We start from the raw sequence: 19,567 nt of genomic DNA on the forward strand, positions 1-19,567 counted from the left end.
ATGAGCACAGACAGCACTCCCGCGCTCCTGAAGGGGGCGGCGGGCGTGGACGGTGTGCGCGACGGCGGCCCGGCTCCGGCCGGGCCGCCGGCCCGCGGTCCACGCGCCCGCAGCACGACCGCGTACCTCCGCTATGCGGCGGGCAAGCTGGCCGGTGCGGCCGTCTCGCTGTTCGCCGTGCTCGTCACCAGCTTCTTCCTCTTCCGGCTGATTCCCGGCGACCCGGTCAAGCAGATGACCGGCGGCCGGCAGGTCTCCACCGAGCAGATCGCCGCGATGCGCCGGGAGTTCGGACTGGACCTGCCGCTCTGGCAGCAGTTCACCGAGTACTGCGGCAAGGCCCTGACCGGGGACTTCGGTACGTCGTACCAGTTCCGCGCCCCCGTGATGGACAAGATCTCCGAGGCACTTCCCGCGACGCTGCTGCTGACCGGTACCGCCTTCGTGATCTACACGGTGATCGGTGTCTGGCTGGGTGCCAGGTCCGCCTGGCGCAACGGATCGGCCGGTGACCGCTTCCACACGGCCTTCGCCCTGACGCTGTATTCGGTGCCGTCGTTCTGGCTCGGCCTTCTCCTGATCATCACCCTGTCGGTGGGCATCGGCCCGATTCCCGGGCTCTTCCCGACCGGCGGCATGGAGTCCGGCAGTTCGAGCGGCTTCGGCTACGTCCTCGACGTGGCCCACCATCTGGTGCTGCCGGTGGTCACCCTGGTCGCCGTCGAGTACGCGCGCACCCTGTTGGTGATGCGTTCCTCGCTGCTCGACGAGATGGGCAGCGACTATCTGACGACGGCACGGGCGAAGGGGCTGCGCGACGATCTCGTACGCCGTCGTCACGCCGTGCCGAACGCGATGCTGCCGACGGTGACGCTGCTCTTCGTCAACCTGGGCAACACGGTGGCGGGAGCGATCCTGGTGGAGACGGTGTTCTCCTGGCCCGGCCTGGGCGGGCTCTTCTACCAGGCCCTGAGCGTGCCCGATCTGCCATTGGTGCAGGCCCTGTTCTTCGTCTTCGCCGCCGCGGTGATCCTGATGAACACGCTCGCCGATGTGATCTATCCGCTCCTCGATCCCCGGGTGGGCCGATGACGACCACGACCGACACGGCGCCGGCCGCGGGCCCGCGTGCCCTCACCCGGGCCCGCAGGCGACAGGCCGCCGCCCGCTTCTGGCGCCAGTACCGCGGCCACCGGGCCGGCCTCGCCGGTCTCGCGGTGCTCGCGCTCATCGCCCTGACCGCGCTGTCCGCCCCGCTGCTGGTGGGCGCGGACTCGCAGAGCGTCACCGACGCGCCGGGCGGGCCGCTGGAGTCGCCGAGCGGCGCGTTCCCGCTCGGCACCGACCAGTTCGGCCGCAGCCTGCTGGCCCTGCTGGTGTGGGGGACGCGGGTCTCACTGACCGTCGGCCTGCTCGCGGCGTTCCTCTCGGTGGCCATCGGCACCCTGGTGGGCATCACGGCCGGCCACTTCAAGGGCTGGTACGGGAACGTCGTCATGCGGATCACCGACTGGTTCCTGGTGATGCCGACCCTGGTGCTGGCCATCGCACTGGCGACCGTGCTCTCACGGTCGGTCTGGACGACGATCCTCGCCATCGGCGTGACCACGTGGCCGACGACCGCGCGGCTGGTCCGTGCGCAGACGCTGTCCGTCGAGTCCCGTCCGTACATCGAGCGCTCCAAGGCGCTCGGCGGGGGCCACGGCCACATCATGTCCCGTCATGTGCTGCCCAACGTGATGCCGCTGGTGCTCGCCCAGACCACGCTGGTGATCTCGACCGCCATCCTCACCGAGGCGACCCTCGCCTTCCTCGGGCTGGGCGATCCCACGATCATCTCCTGGGGCGGGCTGCTCCAGGACGCCCGTGAGGCCGGAGCCGTCAGCTCCGGCAACTGGTGGTACCTCGCTCCGCCCGGACTCGCCATCGCGGTCGTCGCCCTCGCGTTCACGCTGTGCGGCCGCACCGTCGAGTCCGTGCTCAACCCCAAGCTGGGGGTGACCCGTTGACCGCTGTGAAGACAGAGACCAGGACGGAACCGGAGGTCCGGCAGCCGCTGCTCGACGTCCGTGACCTCCATGTCACGTACGGCACGGGGGCCTCTGCCGTCCCCGCCGTACGAGGCGTAGATCTGCGGGTCGAGGCCGGCCAGAAGCTGGGCATCGCCGGGGAGTCCGGCTGCGGCAAGTCGACGCTGGCGCTCGCGCTGCTGCGGCTGCTGCCCGCGACCGCGACCCTCAGCGGCCAGATCCTGCTGGACGGCGAGGACGTCCTCACGATGAAGTGGGGCCGGCTGCGCGCGGTGCGCTGGGCCGGGGCGTCGATCGTCTTCCAGGGTGCGATGCACTCGCTGAACGCGGTGCACCGGATCGGGGACCAGATCGTAGAGCCGATCCTGCTGCACGGGAAGGCCACCCCGGCCGCCGCACACGGGCGGGCCGGCGAACTGCTGGAGCAGGTGGGCCTTCCCGCCGCACGTGCGGACGCCTATCCCCATGAGCTGTCCGGCGGGCAGCGCCAGCGCGTGATGATCGCCATGGCGCTGGCCTGCGACCCACGACTGATCATCGCCGACGAGCCGACCACCGCACTCGACGTGATGATCCAGGCGCAGATCCTGCGGCTGATCGAACAGCTCGTCGCGGACCAGGACCTCGGTCTGATCATGATCAGTCACGACCTCGCGGTGCTCTCCGACACCTGCGACCGGCTCTCGGTGATGTACGCGGGGCGGGTGGTCGAGGAGGGGCCCGCCGCGCAGGTGTACGAGAACGCCCGGCACCCCTACGGCAACGCGCTGTCGGCCGCCTTCCCACGGATCGGTGACCTCTCGTCCCGGCACGCGCCACGCGGACTGCCGGGCGACCCGCCGGATCCGTCGGCGCTGCCGTCCGGCTGTACGTTCCATCCGCGCTGCCCGGTGGCGCTGGAGTCCTGCGCCACCGAGGACCAGGAGCTGCGGGCCGCCGGCCAGGACCGGCGGGCGGCCTGCGTGCTGATGGACCCGGAGGCCGTCACCACGCCCCGGCCGCACGACGGCGACACGGCAAGGAGCACCTCATGACCGCCACCTCCCCGGCTCCCCTGCTCAGCGCGGAAGCGCTGCGGGTCTCCTTCCCCGGCCGGCGCGGGGCGGCAACGGCGCGCGCTGTCGACGGTGTGGACCTCGACATCCGGCCGGGCGAGATCGTCGCCCTGGTCGGCGAGTCGGGCTGCGGCAAGACGACGCTGGCCCGCTCCCTGCTGGGCCTGGTGCCGCCCACATCCGGCCGGGTCACGTTCGGCGGCAAGCCGCTCGACTACTCGGGCCGGGCGCTCAAGGCGTACCGCAAGCGGGTGCAGCTGGTGCTGCAGGACCCCAGCGGCTCCCTCAACCCCCGGCACACGGTGTACGACGCGGTGGCGGAGGGCCTGCGCATCCACGGGTACGCGGGCGACGAGCGGACCGCGGTGGCGGGGGCGCTGGCGCGGGCGGGGCTGCGGCCCCCGGAGCGGTTCTTCCTCAGGTATCCGCACGAGCTGTCCGGCGGCCAGCGCCAGCGTGTCGTGATCGCGGGGGCTCTGGTCCTGGAGCCGGAGCTCATCGTCGCGGACGAGCCGGTGGCCTCACTGGACGCGTCGGTGCGCGGCGAGATCCTGGCCCTGCTGCTGCGGCTGCGCGACGAGCTGGGCCTGTCGGCGCTGGTGGTCACGCACGATCTGGGTCTGGCGTGGAACATCGCGGACCGGGTGGCGGTGATGTATCTGGGCCGGATCGTCGAGACGGGAGACGTGGAGCAGATCCTCACGGCGCCCCGGCACCCGTACACGCGGGCGCTGCTGTCCGTGCTTCCGGAGGCGGAGGGCGATCCGGTGATCCTGACCGGGGAGCCGCCGGACCCGTCGAGGGTGCCGTCGGGCTGTCGCTTCCATGCCCGGTGCCAGATCCTCGCCTCCGGGGAGGCGGAGCGCGCGGGGGTGGCCGACGCGTGCCGCACGAAGGACCTGCCGGTGCTGGAGGGCGGGGGCCGGACGCAGGTGGCCTGCCACTGGGCAGCGGCGGCGACGGCGACGGCCGGACCGGCCCCGGCCGGGGGCTGAGACCTGCCTGTCGGGCCACGCCCCGGCCGGGGCCGGAACCGCCGTGAGCCGTCAGGGGCCGGCGGACCCGCGCTCAGGGCCGGTGGTGGATCGTCCCGGTCAGCTCGCCCAGCGGGCGCCCCGTGCCGCCCCAGCGGTGCTGGATGATCTCGGCGGCGATGGAGACGGCCGTCTCCTCCGGCGTGCGGGCTCCGAGGTCGAGACCCACGGGTGAGGCGAGGCGGGCCAGTGCCGCCTCGTCCGCCCCGGTCTCGCGGAGCCGTTCGATCCGGTCCCGGTGGGTGCGCCTGCTGCCCATCGCGCCGATGTACGCGGCGGGCGTGCGCAGCGCCGCGGTCAGCAGGGGCACGTCGAACTTCGGGTCGTGCGTCAGCACGCAGATGACCGTGCGCGCGTCCACCGCGGTGGACTCCAGATAGGTGTGCGGCCACGCGCAGACCACCTCGTCGGCCGTGGGGAAGCGCTCCCGGGTGGCGAAGGCCGGCCGCGCGTCGCAGACCGTCACCCGGTAGCCGAGGAAGGAACCGATGCGCGCCGTGGCCGCCGCGTGGTCGATGGCCCCGAAGACGAGCATGCGCGGCGCCGGGGCGAACGCCTGGACGAAGACGGTCACGTCCTGCATCCGGCGCTCTCCGTGCGCGCCGTACCGCTGGGTTCCGGTGGCTCCCTGGGCGAGCAGCCCGCGTGCGTCGTCGGTGACGGCGGCGTCGAGTCCTCCGTCGCCGAGCGAGCCTGTGGCCCTGCCGGCCAGGACCGTCCGCCGGGCGCCCGCCGGCGCCGTACCGCAGACCACGGTCGCGACGGCGACGGGCTCCCCTCGCGCGATGGTGTCGACGAGCTCCCGCAGCCGGTCCCGGCCGTCCGCCGTGGCGTAGGGCTGCACCAGGACGTCGATCGTGCCGCCGCAGGTCAGTCCGACGCCCAGGGCCTCGTCGCCGCTGATGCCGTAGGTCCGCAGCAGCGGCTCGCCCGTGGCGAGCGCCTCGGCCGCCGCCTCGTACACATCGCTCTCCACGCATCCCCCGGAGACGCTGCCCGCCACCGTGCCGTCGGCGGCCACCGCCATCACGGCACCGGGGGCGCGCGGGGCGCTGCCCCGGACCGCTACGACCGTGGCCAGGGCGAAGGGCGTACCGGCGTCGTGCCAGGCGCGCAGTTCCGACAGCAGTTCACGCACGGTGCGCACGTCCTCCCGGGCTCGACGGTCCTCCTTTGACGATGCCCCGGTGCGCCGCCCGGCGCACCGCAGGAGGGCCTCAGGCCGGGTCGTACGCGGCGATCAGCTCGCCGCACCGCTTCACGTCGGCGGCCATCGCCACGAGCAGCTCGTCGATCGAGCCGAACTTCAGCATGCCGCGTACGTACGCGAGGAAGTCGACCGCGACGTGCAGCCCGTACAGGTCGAGGCCCACACGGTCGATCGCGTACGCCTCCACCGTGCGCTCCGTGCCGTCGAACTGCGGGTTCGTGCCGACGGAGATCGCGGCGGGCATGGCCTCGCCGTTCACCGTCAGCCAGCCCGCGTAGACGCCGTCGGCGGGGATCGCGGTGTGCGGGAGGGTCTCCACGTTCGCCGTCGGGAAGCCGAGCTCGCGGCCTCGCTGAGCGCCGCGCACCACGATGCCCTCCACCCGGTGCGGGCGGCCGAGGATCTCGGCGGCGCCCGCCACATCGCCCTCGGCGATCAGACGGCGGGTGAGGGTGGAGGAGAACGGTTCGCCGCCGCCCGCCTCTCCGCTCACGAAGAGGTCGATGACCTCGACGCGATAGTCGTACGTCGCACCGAGCTCGGCGAGCAGCGCGACATCCCCCGCCGCCCGGTGTCCGAAGCGGAAGTTCGGGCCCTCGATGACCAGCTGTGCGTGCAGCTTGTCGACGAGGACCTTCGCGATGAAGTCGGCGGGCGCCAGCTTCGAGAACTCGGCGGTGAACGGCAGGATCAGCACCGCGTCCACCCCCAGGTCCGCCATCAGCTCGGCGCGCCGGTGGTGCGGGGCGAGCAGCGGCGGGTGGGTGCCGGGGCGTACGACCTCGCTGGGGTGCGGGTCGAAGGTGACGGCCACGGAGGGAACCCCGAGCTCACGCGCCCGCTCGACGGCCCGGCCGATGATCAGCTGGTGCCCGCGGTGCACCCCGTCGTAGGAGCCGATGGTGACGACGCTGCGTCCCCAGTCCTCGGGGATCTCCTCCAAGCCGCGCCAGCACTGCACTGTGACCGCTCCTCGCCCGAACCTGTGTACGTGTGTGTGTCCATTACGCAGGTCTAAGACTGCCATGCTCACGTCCCGCGGCCTGCATCGGCGTCGGCAACCCGGACTGTGATCCGTCCATCGATTCCATCGCCCGACGGGCAGCGGGACCCACGACGACCGACCACTCCCGGGGGGCGTCGTCCAGCCATCGGGTGACCAGCGCCGCGAATCCGGGCACCTCACGGGCGAGTTCGAGCAGCCCGCGGTCGAAGCGGGCGGCCCCGTCGGGCGTCCGTACGAGGAGTGTCCCCGTACGGTGCAGCAGGGCCCTCGTGCGGGCCTCGGGGCACCGGCCGGAACCCGCCGCGGCGGCCCGCAGCAGGGCGCAGAGCACCTCCGGGTCCCCGCCGGTGTCCAGCTCGAAGTCCAGCAGGACCTCCAGCAGCCCGGCCCGCAGCGGGCGCGACGCCACGCTCCCCGGGGCGGCGAGCACCCGGGCCAGCGCGGCGCGTACCGGGGGCGGCGCGGGGCGGTCCCGCAGCAGCCCGGTGACCAGGGGCAGGAGCAGCGCGCGGGCGGCCGGGCTGTGCTCCAGGCGCAGCTCCACGTACCCGGCGGCCTGCGCCCCGTCAGCGGGGTGGCTGTCGATGTACTGCCGGACGAGGCCGGGGGCGTGCAGGGCGAGGGCGGGGGCGTCCAGCCCGGCCAGCGCGCGCAGTACCTCGTCGGCGGCTTCCCCGGGCAGCGAGAGCCTGGCCCCCAGGGCGGCGAGCACCGCCTCCCGGAACTCGTGGAAGACCCCGGCCGGCAGGGCCACGGGCAGCCCGCGGTCCCCGGCGGCGAAGGCCCGCAGGGCTCGCGGCAGGTAGCGGCCCCGGGTCAGCGGATCCCGTACGAGGAGCGTGAGCGCCTGGGCGTGCACGGCGGTGTCGCCGGGCCGGGCCAGCAGGACGAGTGCGGCGTCACGCAGCAGGGCCCGGTCGGTGTCCGTGGTGGCGAGGCCCGCGGTGAGCGTGGCGTGGACCGCGGCGGCGGCGCGTCGTTGTGGGCGCTCCTCGTCGCGTGCCCACCGGTCGACGGCCCGGCAGAGCGCGGACGGCTCGTCCTCGGCGAGGGCGGTGAGCAGTTCGGCGGCACGCGGATGGGCGGATTCGACGAGCGCCTCGGTCAGGTCGTCGACGGCCAGGTCGCGGCGGGCGTACAGCAGGGCCTGCGCGGCGGCGGCCACGGTGGGCCGCATCCGCACGCCGTCCCCGGGGGGCCGCGGGCCTCCGTCGGCGGTCAGCGGGGTCTCGTCGGTGAACCACCGGCAGAGCAGTGGCTGCACGGTCTGCGGGTGGGCGGTGAGGCGCCGGGCCACGGCGTCCAGATACCGCTCGTCGCCGTCGGCCCGCGAGGAGCCGTCCGCGCGCCGGGCACCGTCGGCGGGCACGAGCCGGCGGAGCAGATCGACGCGGTCGTCCTCGGGCAGCCGGATCCGCCGCCAGAACCACGGCCCGAACACGGCGTACGGCCCGGGTCCCGCCGGTCCCCCAACGGCCCGGGAGCGCCGGGTGATCCGCCTGGTGAGCACCCTCAGCACCCCGAGGTACGGCCGTGCGTCGGGGACCCGGAGGAGGCTCTCCCGCAGCAGGTGGGACGCCCACCAGGAGGCGTCGGCGGGCCGGGCCGAGGGGCCGGCGGCCGCTGCGGCGGGCAGCCGGTCCATCGCCTCGATGAGGTCGGCCATCCGGTGGGCCAGCGCGGCGGTCCCCCGGCGGCGCCCCAGCAGGAGCATCGCCTGGATCACCGGACCGATGCGGTGACGCGGAACGGGGAGGTTGCGGGGTCCCGCCTCCGGAGCCTGCGGCGGGGCGACGGACCGCGCCGCCCCGCCACCCCGGGGCGGCGCGGAGGGTTCGTACGCTCCCCCCGAGTGCCAGCGGTGTACCAGCGAGCGCAGTGCGGCGTCGAGGTCCAGGTGCGCGCCCTGGACCCAGTCGCCCAGTTCCTCGTGGGCGAAGCGGTATCCGGCACCCGCCGGGGCCAGCAGCCCCTCGGTGAGGACCGCCGGGGCCCACCCGGTGCGCCACGGGAAGATCTCCTCGAACGTGGCCCGGTCCAGCTCCCCCTGGCCCGGTCCGAGGCAGCGCCGGGCCGCCTCGTGGACCCGGCCCGCCACCTTGGCCGCGAGCCTGCGGACCGCCGTACCCCGCAGCAGGGGTTCGGCCTCCGCCGCGATACGGACGGCGATCCGGACACACGCCAGGTCCAGGTGGGCGGCGAAGACGTCCTCGGTGCCGGGCCTGCCCGGTACGTCGGGGGGCAGCGCGGCCCGTACCTCTGCGAGCAGGCGCAGGGTGAGCGGATGCCGGTCGTGACCCGGAGCGATCGCGTCCGGCGGAATGCCGTGGCGCTCCCTGGCCCGCGTGGCCTGGCCCGCGGTCAGGTCACCCAGCCGGACGGCGGGCGGCAGGCCGCGGGCGGGCCGCTCCGGGCGGTGCAGGGCGTCGGGGGGGTACAGCGCACCGGCCGTCTCCCAGTGCTCGGGCCGGCAGGCGACGGCCATCCGCACCCCGTGCGCGCGCAGCCACGCGGCCGTTCCGCCGGTCCACTCGGCGAGCCGGTGAGCCAGCGGGGGCGGCATCTCCTCGGGGCCGTCCACGACGACGAGCAGCGGGTTCCCGGACGCGGCCGCGAGGCGGGCCACCCGCTCGGGGGTGGCCGTCGTCATGTCGCCCCGGGCCCCGGCCGCGGTGACGATCCGCCCGGAGCGCCGGAGCGCCCGCGTCATCGCGTCGGCGACCGATGTGTCGTCCGCGTGCAGGTCGGCACCGCGCAGCCAGAGCGTGAGCGCCGGCACGGGCCCGCGGGCCCGGCGGCCGGCCAGCGCGGCCAGTTCGGTGGTGCGGCCCGTCCCGGGTCCGCCGACGAGGCCGAGCACGGATCCCGTACCGGCCTCGAAGGCGGTGAACTCCGCGCCGATGTGCGGGCGTTCGACCGTATCAGCGCCTCCGGGACGGCCCGCCTGCGCCGCGTGGCCGAGCGAGGTCGCGGTCAGCTGCAGGGCCCCCGCGAAGTTGAGGTCGCAGCCGTATCCGGGGACACCGCCCGCGTTGCGCCGCAGCAGTTCGGCGAGCGGCCCGTCGCCGTCCGGGTCCTGCTCCCTGACGGCGAGCGGCACCGCGAGCCCCGCGGTCTCGTGCCCGGCCCGCAGCGCGGTGGAGAGCACACCCAGGACGGCCCCGGTGCACGGGTCGGTCACGGGCCCGCCGACCGCGGCACCGCCCGACCGGAGCGCGTCGCGCCCGTCCGTGCCGAGGGCGAGTTCCAGCGCCTCCCCCACCCGGTGGCTGCGCCCGCCCTCGGCGTACGTCGCGGGGGTGGTGCCGAGCACCCGCGCCTCCCGGCGGCCGTGGGCCGCGATCCGCACGTAGGTGCCCGTCCCGATCCGGTCGCGTACGGCGATGGGGAGCGGATCCACGCCGAGGACCTCGGGCCCTCCGGTGCTCAGCAGGGCCAGCCCGAGACCGGGCAGAGCCGTGATGTCGTCGGCCGCGACGGAGCAGGTGCGGCCGTCCGCCGCGTGCAGCACCAGGGGCGCGCGGGAGCCCACGGCCTGATGGCTGGTGACGACCGTCCCGCGGTCGTCCGCCACGAATCCGGTCCCTCGCGGCCGGCCGGCCTGATCGCAGATCATCACCAGTTCCGACCGGTCCCCGCTGCCCATGGTCCGACGGTAGGTCCCGGGTGATCAGCAGGAGAAGCGCGGAGGGCCGAAGCGCCCCCCTCACGCCCCCTCGTCACTCCGAGCGCCCGTCCATCAGGGTGAATACAAGGGTCTGCGTGGACAGGGATGGTCGTTGGAGGGGGATCGTGGAGCGGGCACCGGGCCCTGCCCGCTCCACGGTGGACCGGCCCCTCGGGGGCGGTGCCGGTCAGGCGAAGACGGCGAGGCTCCTGGCCTTGCCCTTCTGTTCCTCGACGAGCACCAGGAAGGTCCCGTCGGGCCCGAAGACCCCGACCGGCCCCGGCGGATACGCCGGCATGTCGAGCCGGACACCGTTGAGCAGCAGCTTGGCCCGCTTCTCGTCGACGTCCCAGCGGGGGAACGCCGAGGCCGCGGCCTCGGCCACCGGCATCACGGTCAGCTCCTGCTGGTGCTGCTCCAGCGTCCGGGCCGCGTCGATCCCGTACGGCCCCACCCGGGTGCGCCGCAGCGCGGTCAGATGCCCGCCGACACCGAGTCCGGCGCCGAGGTCGCGCGCCAGGGCGCGGATGTACGTGCCCGAGGAGCAGACGACCGAGACGACCAGGTCGACGACGGGGGTGCCGTCCTCGGCGACCGCCTCGCGGACGTCGTAGACACGGAAGGACGAGATGGTCACCGGCCGGGCCGGGATCTCGAACTCCTCGCCGCCGCGCACCCGGGCGTACGACCGCTTGCCGTCGATCTTGATGGCGCTGACCTTCGACGGCACCTGCATGATCGGACCGGTCAGCGCGGCCACCCCGGCGTCGATGCCCTCTCGGGTGACACCGGAGGCGTCGGTGGACGAGGTGATCTCGCCCTCCGCGTCGTCGGTGACGGTGTCCTGGCCGAGCCGGATCGTACCGAGGTACTCCTTCTCGGTCAGGGCGAGGTGGCCGAGGAGCTTGGTCGCCCTCTCGACACCGAGCACGAGGACACCGGTCGCCATCGGGTCCAGCGTGCCGGCGTGGCCGACCCGCCGGGTCCGGGCGATGCCGCGCATCTTGGCCACGACGTCGTGCGAAGTGAAGCCGGACGGCTTGTCGACGATGACAAGGCCGTCCGGCGTTTTGTTCTGCGTCATGCGGAAGGTGAGCCCTCGCCGTTCTCGTCCTCGTCCTCGTCCTCCGGCTTGCGGTACGGGTCCGCGTCACCGGCGTACGTGGCGCCCGAGGAGGCCTCGCGGACCTTGGCGTCCGAGGCCCGGGCCCGGTCGAGGAGGTCCTCGATCGCCTTGGCGTTGTCCGGCAGGGCGTCCGCCACGAAGGCCAGGGTCGGGGTGAACTTCGTCCCCGCCGCCGCGCCGACCGCCGACCTCAGAATGCCCTTGGCGCTCTCCAGGCCGGCCGCCGCGGACGCCCGCTCCTCGTCGTCGCCGTAGACCGTGTAGAAGACCGTGGCCTCCCGCAGGTCGCCGGTGACCCGGGTGTCCGTGATGGTCACATGCGTGCCCAGACGCGGGTCCTTGATACCGCGCTGCAGTTTCTCGGCGACCACCACCTGGATGAGGTCCGCCAGCTTCTTTGCCCGCGCGTTGTCGGCCACTGGTCCTTCTCCTTCGTGAACGTGCTCAGTCTTCTTCGTCGTTGTGCAGCCGCCGTCGTACGGACAGCAGCTCCACCTCCGGCCGGCCGGCGATCATGCGTTCGCACCGGTCGAGTACGTCTGTGAGGTGTCCGGTGTCCCCGGAGACCACGGCAAGACCGATCTGGGCCCTGCGGTAGAGGTCCTGCCCGCCCGTCTCGGCGACGCTCACCGCGAACTTGCGGTGGATCTCGGCGACGATCGGGCGGACGATGGAGCGTTTCTCCTTCAACGACCGTACGTCGCCGAGGAGCAGATCGAAGGACAGTGTCCCCACATACATGTGTGTCCGGATGTCCCGCCGGTTCGGGTTCGGGGGCCCGGGGGCCGCCCCCCGGACTGGCACAGCCACGCCCCGCCGTTCACCCGGCGGGGACACCCGAACCGTACACGGAACGGCCGGGGCCGATCGACGGAAATACGACCCGTCGACCGGCCCCGACCGTGCAGGGGAGTCCGGGGGTCGCCCCCCGGGGTTCCCCGTGGATCAGCCTCGCGGCTTCTCGCGCATCTCGTACGTCGCGATGACGTCGTCGATCTTGATGTCGTTGAAGTTTCCGAGGTTGATACCGCCCTCGAAGCCTTCGCGGATCTCGGTGACGTCGTCCTTGAAGCGGCGCAGACCGGAGATGTTGAGGTTCTCCGCGATGACCTTGCCATCGCGCAGCAGGCGCGCCTTGGTGTTGCGCTTGACCTCGCCGGAGCGGACCAGCACACCGGCGATATTGCCCAGCTTGGACGAGCGGAAGATCTCGCGGATCTCCGCCGTGCCGAGCTCGACCTCTTCGTACTCCGGCTTGAGCATGCCCTTGAGGGCCGCTTCGATCTCTTCGATCGCCTGGTAGATGACCGAGTAGTACCGGACGTCCACACCCTCGCGGTCGGCCATCTGCGCGGCACGCCCCGCGGCGCGCACGTTGAAGCCGATCACGATGGCGTCGGAGCCGGTCGCCAGGTCGATGTCCGACTCGGTGACCGCACCCACACCGCGGTGCAGGACCCGGATGTCGACCTCTTCACCGACGTCGAGCTGGAGCAGCGAGGACTCGAGAGCCTCCACCGAACCGGACGCGTCGCCCTTGATGATGAGGTTGAGCTCCTGGACCAGACCGGCCTTGAGCGCCTCGTCCAGGTTCTCCAGGGAGAACCTGACGCCCTTGCGGGCGAAGTTGGCGTTGCGCTCACGAGCGGCACGCTTCTCGGCGATCTGACGGGCCGTGCGGTCCTCGTCGACGACCAGGAAGTTGTCGCCGGCACCCGGGACGTTGGTGAGACCCAGCACGAGGACGGGGGTCGAGGGACCCGCTTCCTCGACGTTCTCGCCCTTGTCGTCGAGCATCGCGCGGACTCGGCCGTACGCGTCGCCGACCACCATCGTGTCGCCGACCCGCAGCGTGCCTCGCTGGACCAGGACGGTCGCGACGGCACCGCGGCCGCGGTCGAGGTGGGACTCGATCGCGATGCCCTGCGCGTCCTGCTCCGGGTTGGCCCGCAGGTCGAGCGAGGCGTCGGCGGTGAGGACGACGGCCTCCAGAAGAGCCTCGATGTTGAGGCCCTGCTTGGCGGAGATGTCGACGAACATCGTGTCGCCGCCGTACTCCTCGGCCACCAGACCGAACTCGGTGAGCTGACCGCGCACCTTGGTCGGGTCCGCGCCCTCGACGTCGATCTTGTTGACCGCGACCACGATCGGCACGTCGGCCGCCTTGGCGTGGTTCAGCGCCTCGATCGTCTGGGGCATCACACCGTCGTTCGCCGCCACCACGAGGATCGCGATGTCGGTGGACTTCGCACCACGCGCACGCATGGCGGTGAACGCCTCGTGACCCGGGGTGTCGATGAAGGTGATCCTGCGGTCCTCGCCGTTGACCTCGGCGCCGACCTGGTAGGCACCGATGTGCTGCGTGATGCCGCCGGCCTCGCCCGCGACGACGTTCGTCTTGCGGATCGCGTCCAGCAGTCGGGTCTTACCGTGGTCGACGTGACCCATGACGGTCACGACCGGCGGACGCGAGACCAGAGCCTCTTCGCCGCCCTCGTCCTCACCGAACTCGATGTCGAAGGACTCGAGCAGCTCGCGGTCCTCCTCCTCGGGGCTGACGATCTCCAGGACGTAGTTCATCTCGTCCGCGAGAAGCCGCAGCGTCTCGTCGGAGACGGACTGCGTGGCGGTGACCATCTCGCCGAGGTTCATCATCACGGCGACGAGCGACGCCGGGTTGGCGTTGATCTTCTCCGCGAAGTCGGTCAGGGACGCACCGCGCGACAGCCGGACGGCCTGTCCGTTGCCGCGAGGCAGCATGACGCCGCCCACCGACGGGGCCTGCATGGCCTCGTACTCCTGGCGCCTCTGCCGCTTCGACTTGCGGCCACGACGCGCGGGACCACCGGGGCGGCCGAACGCGCCCTGCGTGCCACCACGGGCACCGGGACCGCCGGGACGTCCACCGAAGCCGGGACGACCGCCGAAGCCGCCGCCACCACCGGGACGGCCTGCGCCGCCGCCACCACCGGGACCACCGGGACGGCCGGCGAAACCGCCGCCGCCACCACCGGGACCGGCCGGACGGCCTGCGAAGCCGCCGCCACCGGGACGACCGCCACCGGCACCACCGGGACGACCGCCACCGGCACCGGGACCGCGGCCACCGCCGCCGGGGCCACCACCGGGACGCGGGCCCGCAGCGGGACGCTGCGGCATCATGCCCGGGTTCGGACGGTTACCCGAGGGGGCACCGCCCGGACGGGGAGCCTGCGGACGGGGCATGCCGCCCGGAGACGGACGTGCGCCACCCTGGCCCTGCGGGCGCGGGGCGCCGCCGGGACCACCCTGCGGGCGCGGGGCGCCGGGGCGCTCCTGACCGCCGCCGGGGCGCGGGGCACCACCGGGACGGGGCGCCTGGGGGCGCGCCATTCCGGTGGAACCGCCGGAGGTGAAGGGGTTGTTGCCGGGGCGGGGACCTGCCGGTCGTGCGCCGCCGGGACGCGGTGCGCCCTGGCCTGCGGGACGTGCCGGACGGTCGCCGCCGCGCTCGCCACCGCGGCCGCCGTCACGCTCGCCACCGCGGCCGCCGTCACGCTGACCGCCGGCCGGAGCCGGACGGGCGGGGCGGGGACCCGGGGTGGCACCCGCGGGACGCGGGGCCTGCGGCTGCTGGGGTGCGGCCGGCTGGGCCGGCGCCGGAGCCGAGAACTCGGCGGCGGGCACCGGGGTGACCGGAGCGGGCTTGGGAGCCGGCTTCGGACCCGGACGCGGACCGGCGGACGGCGCGGAAGGCGCCGCGGGGGCGCTGCTCGCCGGAGCCTCGGCAGCGGCCGGCCTGGGGGCCGGGGCGCCGGGCTTGGGAGCAGAGGGACGTGCCGCAGCGGCCGGGGAGGGCGCTGCGGGCTTCGAGGGGGCGGCCTTGCGGGGCGCGCCAGGCTTTGCAGCGGACTTGCCGGCGTTGCCACCGGGACCCTGCAGTGCGTCAGTCAACTTGCGTACGACCGGCGCCTCGATGGTCGAGGACGCCGAACGGACGAATTCACCGAGTTCTTGGAGCTTGGCCATGACGACCTTGCTCTCAACCCCGAACTCCTTGGCGAGTTCGTATACCCGGACCTTAGCCACTTCGCTCCTTTTAGGTCCGGGTTACCGCCGGACCGTCGCTACTTCATGGGCGTACTCATCGCGTACTCATCGAGTGCTCATCGCAATCTCGACCTACTTCCAACTCGCGAGGTACCTGACCGCACGGGGACCCGTGCCGTTCACTTTTCTTGCGGTGTCACCCGCTCGACGAACCGCTGCAGTGCCGCGGAATCGAACGGCCCCTTGGCCTTGAAGGCCCGGGGGAATGCCCGGCGGCGGACCGCCAGGTCGAGACAGACAGAGACCGGGTGCACATACGCACCCCGGCCGGGCAGCGTACCGCGTGAATCAGGGACAACTTCTCCCTCGTCCACCACGATGCGCAGCAACTCGCTCTTTGCCGCCCGCTCCCGGCATCCCACACAGGTTCGTTCGGGGCAAGCGCGGGCGTGCGTCCGGCCAGACACGTCTAAGTCTACCTCCCCGCACCGACCCCACCCCTTTGGGGCAAGAATCGAACGGATGTTGTCGTGATCTCAGCGGCATGACGCCTCGATCTATTCCCTGGGACGCCCGGAGAGGCCGCCCGGGCGTCCCCTTCGGACGTCCGTGTTCAGCCGCGCTCGGACCGCTCCCGGGCCCGCTCGGCGCGCTCGCGGTCGGCGATGTCCCGCTCGGCACCGGTCTCGGTGTCCGGCCGGATGTCGATCCGCCAGCCGGTGAGCCGGGCGGCGAGGCGGGCGTTCTGGCCCTCCTTGCCGATCGCCAGCGACAGCTGGTAGTCGGGCACGGTCACCCGCGCGGACCGGGTCCCGAGGTCCACGACCTCGACCTCACTCACCCGTGCGGGTGACAGGGCGTTGGCGACCATCTCGGCCGGGTCGTCCGACCAGTCCACGATGTCGATCTTCTCGCCGTGCAGCTCGGCCATGACATTGCGCACACGGCTGCCCATCGGACCGATGCAGGCGCCCTTGGGGTTCAGGCCGGCCCGGGTGGAGCGTACGGCGATCTTGGTGCGGTGGCCGGCCTCGCGGGCGATGGCCTCGATGACGACCGAGCCGTCCGCGATCTCCGGAACCTCCAGCGCGAAGAGCTTCTTCACGAGGTTCGGGTGGGTACGCGAGAGCGTCACGGACGGACCGCGCACCCCCTTGGCCACCCGGACGACGTACGTGCGCAGCCGCAGGCCGTGGGTGTACTCCTCGCCCGGCACCTGCTCCTGCACGGGCAGGATCGCTTCCAGCTTGCCGATGTCGACGAGGACGTTCTTCGGGTCCTTGCCCTGCTGCACGAGGCCCGTGACGACGTCGCCCTCGTGCCCGGCGTACTCACCGAACGTCCTGTCGTCCTCGGCGTCGCGCAGCCGCTGCAGGATGACCTGCTTGGCGGTGGTCGCGGCGATACGGCCGAAGCCGGACGGGGTGTCGTCGAACTCCTTGGGCTCCTGGCCCTCCTCGAGGTCGGCCGGGTCCTCCTTCGCCCACACCGTGACGTGGCCGTTGGCGTCCAGCTCGACGCGCGCCCGGCGGTGGCTGCCCTCGGTGCGGTGGTACGCGATGAGGAGGGCCGACTCGATCGCCCCGACGAGCACGTCGAAGGGGATCTCCTTGTCCTGCGCCAAGCCCTTCAGAAGCTTCACATCGATGTCCACGGCTACGCCTCCTCTTCCTTCTTGTCCTTGCGGTTGAATTCGATCTCCACGCGCGCCTTGGCGATCTCGTCGAAGGCGACACGGCGCGACGTGGGCCTGCGGCCCTTGACGCCCGGCACTTCGAGATCGAGTCCCTCTTCGTCCACGGCGAGGATGCGGGCCACCAGCTCGCCGCCGTCGTTCAGGCCCAGCTTCGCCAGCCGGCCGGTGGCGCGTACGTAGTGGCGGTGCTCGGTCAACGGGCGGTCGGCGCCCGGAGAGCTCACTTCGAGGACGTATTCCTCGTCGCCCATCGCGTCGGTCTCGTCGAGGGTCTCGGAGATCGTGCGGCTCAGCTCGGCGCAGGTGTCGAGCTCCACGCCGTCCTCGGAATCCACGATGACCCTCAGCACCCTCCGACGGCCCGCCCGGGACACCTCGATCTCTTCGAGATCCAGGTCCTTGGCGCTGACGAGCGGTTCGAGCAGCCCGCGCAGCCTCTCGCTCTGGGTGGTGCTCATCCGGGTGACTCCTCGGCCGCGTGTGCTGTTGTGGGGATCGTCGCGTGTCAGGTGAAAGGGTATCCGGTCCGCGGGGGTGTTGCCGTCCGCCTCCCGCCGGGCCGCGGGTACGCTCGGCTGCGGTGATCACTTCGGGACAGAATCTGTCAGAAACCATGTCTAAGGAGACAAGTGCGGCGCACGGGGACGACGCGCAGGAACGCGCTCACGAGGACGGGAGCGGTCGCCCTGGGCGCGGTACTGACAGGGTGCGGCGGCAGCGGCGGGTCCGGTGCGCGTCCCGGGTCCGGCTCCGCCGACGCGGAGGCCGCCTCGCTGCGCGCCGAGACGGCGCTGCGGACGTCCGCCGCCCGCTCGAGCACGACGCTCCTCACCCGGTACGAGCAGGTCGTGACCGCCCACCCGACGACGGCGGCCGGACTCGCGCCGCTGCGGGCCGCCGTGCGGGAACACGCCTCGGCGCTCTCCGCCGGCGCGGCGGAGAAGGCCGTCCCCGCCGACCCGAAGGCCGCCGCGCCCCCGGCTCCCCCCGCGGACCCGAAGGCCGCCCTGAGGGAACTGGCTGCCGAGGAGCGGCGGGTGGCCGACGAACGCGCCAGGGCCCTGGTGAAGGCCGGACCCGAGCTGGCCCGGCTGCTGGCCTCGGTCGCCGCCGCCGGAGCGGCCCACGCGTACCTGCTGACCGAGCTGGCCAAGGAGACCTCGTCATGACCGATGGCAGCGGACAGGCCGACGCGGCGGGCATGCTGCCCGCCGCGCAGGCGGCGCTGGCCGCGGAGCACGCCGCGGTGTACGGCTACGGGGTGCTGGGCGGCCGCCTGGAGGGCGCCCGGCGCACCGACGCGAGGACGGCCCACGACGCGCACCGGGCCCGCCGTGACGCGCTGGTGCGGACCGTGCGCGACCTGGGTGGTACGCCGGTGGCGGCGGACGCCGCGTACGCTCTGCCGTTCGCGGTGCCGGATCCGTCGGCCGCGCTGCGGCTCGCCGCCGTGCTGGAGGACCGGGTCGCCGCCGTCTACTCCGATCTCGTACGGGCTGCCGGGGGGCCGCTGCGGCAGGAGGCCGCGGGTGCGCTCCGGGAGGCCGCCGTGCGCGCGGTGCGCTGGCGCGGCACCGGCGTAGCCTTTCCGGGGCTCGCCGAGAAGGCCGCGGCAGATCCGTCGGACCCGACGGCTGAGGCGGGCGCCACGGGCGTCACGCACTGAAGCAGGCTCTGAAAGGGAACAAGGCACGTATGGGTTTCGAACCGCCGCAGCGTCTGGTGCGAGCCCTCGGCGAGACGTGCGGGGACGCCGCCGCAGCCGACTGGCTCGGGCGGCTGCCCGCACTCACCGACGAGGCGCTGTCCGCCGAGGGGGGCGGAGTCACCCTGGACCGGGTGGTCGCCCCGGGCGGACGCAGCAGCCTCGTCCTGCTGGTGACCCGGCCGGACGGTACGGCAGCCGTGCTGAAGATCGCCCCGCCCGCCGCCGCGCCCGCTCTGGAGCGGGCGGCGCTCGCCCACTGGAACGGCTGGGGAGCGGTGGAGCTGCTGGCCCCCGCGGCCACCGACGGGTCCCTGCTGCTGGAGCGGCTGCACCACGAGGTGTCCCTGCGCTCCCTTCCCGAGGCGAAGGCCCTGCTGGAGGCCGCAGGCACGGTCCGGCGGCTGTGGGTCGAGCCTCCGGCCGGTCACTCCTTCGAGACGGTCGCCGAGCGCACCGCCCGGCGGACGGAGCCGATGCGGGCCGCCGCGGCCTCGGACCCGACGCTCGGACCGCTGGTGTCCTCGGCGCTGGAGGCCCGCGCGGAGCTGGTCGCGCATTCCCCCGAACTCCTCCTGCTGCACGGCAACTTCCGGCAGAGCAAGGTGCTGTCGGGCGAGCGCGCGCCGTGGCTGGCGGTCGGTCCGGAGCCGCTGGTCGGTGAGCGCGCCTACGACCTGGCTCGGCTGGTGCGCGACCGGGTCGAGGACCTGATCGCCTCACCGGGCGGCGCGGCGACGGCACGGCGCCGGGTCAGGAAGCTGGCTGACTCGCTGGAGGTGGACCAGGCGCGCCTGCGCGGCTGGACGCTGTTCCGGGCCGTGGAGTCCGGGACGCGTGCGCTGGCCGTGGGGCGCCGGCAGGACGGGGAGCTGGCACTGGAGTTCGCCGGCTGGCTGTAGCCCGGAAGCGCGCAGGGGCCCCTGGATCGGTGGCCCATTGGCGGGCCACGGGACGCTCCCTGCGGAACCAGGCGAGGAAGTCACCCGAACGGCTCAGCGTCACCATC

General features: G+C 73.3%; 17 protein-coding genes. 7 read left to right on the top strand and 10 right to left on the bottom strand.

Features of this window, described 5'->3' with window-relative positions:
* Genes AB0F38_RS30045 through AB0F38_RS30060 form a run of 4 tightly spaced genes read left to right on the top strand, consistent with a single transcriptional unit; the run spans window position 1 to window position 4,080 of the window.
* Window positions 1–1,092 (top strand): ABC transporter permease, encoded by a 1,092-nt coding sequence (locus AB0F38_RS30045; protein ID WP_361900102.1) that lies wholly within the window; start codon window positions 1–3, stop codon window positions 1,090–1,092.
* Window positions 1,089–2,009 carry an ABC transporter permease gene (locus tag AB0F38_RS30050; protein WP_361900105.1) on the top strand — a complete coding sequence of 307 codons (921 nt, stop codon included), beginning with the start codon at window positions 1,089–1,091 and terminating at the stop codon, window positions 2,007–2,009. Before AB0F38_RS30045 ends, AB0F38_RS30050 begins: the two co-directional genes overlap by 4 nt.
* Window positions 2,006–3,064, top strand: a complete 1,059-nt coding sequence (locus AB0F38_RS30055; protein ID WP_361900108.1) for an ABC transporter ATP-binding protein — start codon at window positions 2,006–2,008, stop codon at window positions 3,062–3,064. Before AB0F38_RS30050 ends, AB0F38_RS30055 begins: the two co-directional genes overlap by 4 nt.
* Window positions 3,061–4,080, top strand: a complete 1,020-nt coding sequence (locus AB0F38_RS30060; protein ID WP_361900111.1) for an ABC transporter ATP-binding protein — start codon at window positions 3,061–3,063, stop codon at window positions 4,078–4,080. The genes AB0F38_RS30055 and AB0F38_RS30060 overlap by 4 nt, the downstream gene beginning before the upstream one ends.
* Before the next feature lie 73 nt (window positions 4,081–4,153).
* Here AB0F38_RS30060 and AB0F38_RS30065 read toward each other — a convergent pair whose 3' ends face one another.
* From AB0F38_RS30065 to rimP, 10 genes are all read right to left on the bottom strand, one after another.
* On the bottom strand, window positions 4,154–5,257 hold the full coding sequence (locus AB0F38_RS30065) for an XdhC family protein (protein WP_361900114.1): 1,104 nt from the start codon (window positions 5,255–5,257) through the stop codon (window positions 4,154–4,156).
* 79 nt (window positions 5,258–5,336) lie between these two features.
* Window positions 5,337–6,290, bottom strand: a complete 954-nt coding sequence (locus tag AB0F38_RS30070) for a bifunctional riboflavin kinase/FAD synthetase (protein WP_361900117.1) — start codon at window positions 6,288–6,290, stop codon at window positions 5,337–5,339.
* A 43-nt stretch (window positions 6,291–6,333) separates the two neighbouring features.
* Window positions 6,334–9,981, bottom strand: coding sequence for a serine protease (locus AB0F38_RS30075; RefSeq protein WP_361900120.1), 3,648 nt, complete (start codon window positions 9,979–9,981; stop codon window positions 6,334–6,336).
* Between the two features lie 208 nt (window positions 9,982–10,189).
* Window positions 10,190–11,086: a tRNA pseudouridine(55) synthase TruB gene (gene truB / locus AB0F38_RS30080; protein ID WP_361900122.1), complete on the bottom strand. Its 897-nt coding sequence runs from the start codon at window positions 11,084–11,086 to the stop codon at window positions 10,190–10,192.
* Window positions 11,083–11,547, bottom strand: a complete 465-nt coding sequence (rbfA, locus tag AB0F38_RS30085; protein ID WP_361900125.1) for a 30S ribosome-binding factor RbfA — start codon at window positions 11,545–11,547, stop codon at window positions 11,083–11,085. The genes truB and rbfA overlap by 4 nt, the downstream gene beginning before the upstream one ends.
* 25 nt (window positions 11,548–11,572) lie before the next feature.
* A complete protein-coding gene (locus AB0F38_RS30090) occupies window positions 11,573–11,869 on the bottom strand; it encodes a DUF503 domain-containing protein (protein WP_056792835.1) in 297 nt (98 codons plus the stop codon).
* A gap of 204 nt (window positions 11,870–12,073) precedes the next feature.
* On the bottom strand, window positions 12,074–15,196 hold the full coding sequence (infB, locus tag AB0F38_RS30095; RefSeq protein WP_361900129.1) for a translation initiation factor IF-2: 3,123 nt from the start codon (window positions 15,194–15,196) through the stop codon (window positions 12,074–12,076).
* 140 nt (window positions 15,197–15,336) lie between these two features.
* Window positions 15,337–15,624 carry a YlxR family protein gene (locus AB0F38_RS30100; protein WP_361900132.1) on the bottom strand — a complete coding sequence of 96 codons (288 nt, stop codon included), beginning with the start codon at window positions 15,622–15,624 and terminating at the stop codon, window positions 15,337–15,339.
* Window positions 15,625–15,770: 146 nt separating this feature from the next.
* Window positions 15,771–16,811: a transcription termination factor NusA gene (gene nusA, locus AB0F38_RS30105; protein WP_361900135.1), complete on the bottom strand. Its 1,041-nt coding sequence runs from the start codon at window positions 16,809–16,811 to the stop codon at window positions 15,771–15,773.
* 2 nt (window positions 16,812–16,813) lie between these two features.
* Window positions 16,814–17,311 (bottom strand): ribosome maturation factor RimP, encoded by a 498-nt coding sequence (gene rimP, locus AB0F38_RS30110; RefSeq protein WP_361900138.1) that lies wholly within the window; start codon window positions 17,309–17,311, stop codon window positions 16,814–16,816.
* 171 nt (window positions 17,312–17,482) lie between these two features.
* On the opposite strand from rimP, the gene AB0F38_RS30115 reads away from it, so the two are divergent.
* From AB0F38_RS30115 to AB0F38_RS30125, 3 genes are read left to right on the top strand one after another with little or no spacing between them, the layout of a single operon-like run.
* Window positions 17,483–18,022 carry a hypothetical protein gene (locus AB0F38_RS30115; protein WP_361900141.1) on the top strand — a complete coding sequence of 180 codons (540 nt, stop codon included), beginning with the start codon at window positions 17,483–17,485 and terminating at the stop codon, window positions 18,020–18,022.
* Window positions 18,019–18,519, top strand: coding sequence for a ferritin-like domain-containing protein (locus AB0F38_RS30120; protein ID WP_361900143.1), 501 nt, complete (start codon window positions 18,019–18,021; stop codon window positions 18,517–18,519). The genes AB0F38_RS30115 and AB0F38_RS30120 overlap by 4 nt, the downstream gene beginning before the upstream one ends.
* Before the next feature lie 29 nt (window positions 18,520–18,548).
* Window positions 18,549–19,460, top strand: coding sequence for an aminoglycoside phosphotransferase family protein (locus tag AB0F38_RS30125; RefSeq protein ID WP_361900146.1), 912 nt, complete (start codon window positions 18,549–18,551; stop codon window positions 19,458–19,460).
* The last annotated feature ends 107 nt before the right edge of the window (window positions 19,461–19,567 follow it).

Source organism: Streptomyces sp. NPDC025273, assembly GCF_040638585.1.
GTDB classification, from domain to species: domain Bacteria; phylum Actinomycetota; class Actinomycetes; order Streptomycetales; family Streptomycetaceae; genus Streptomyces; species Streptomyces cinereorectus.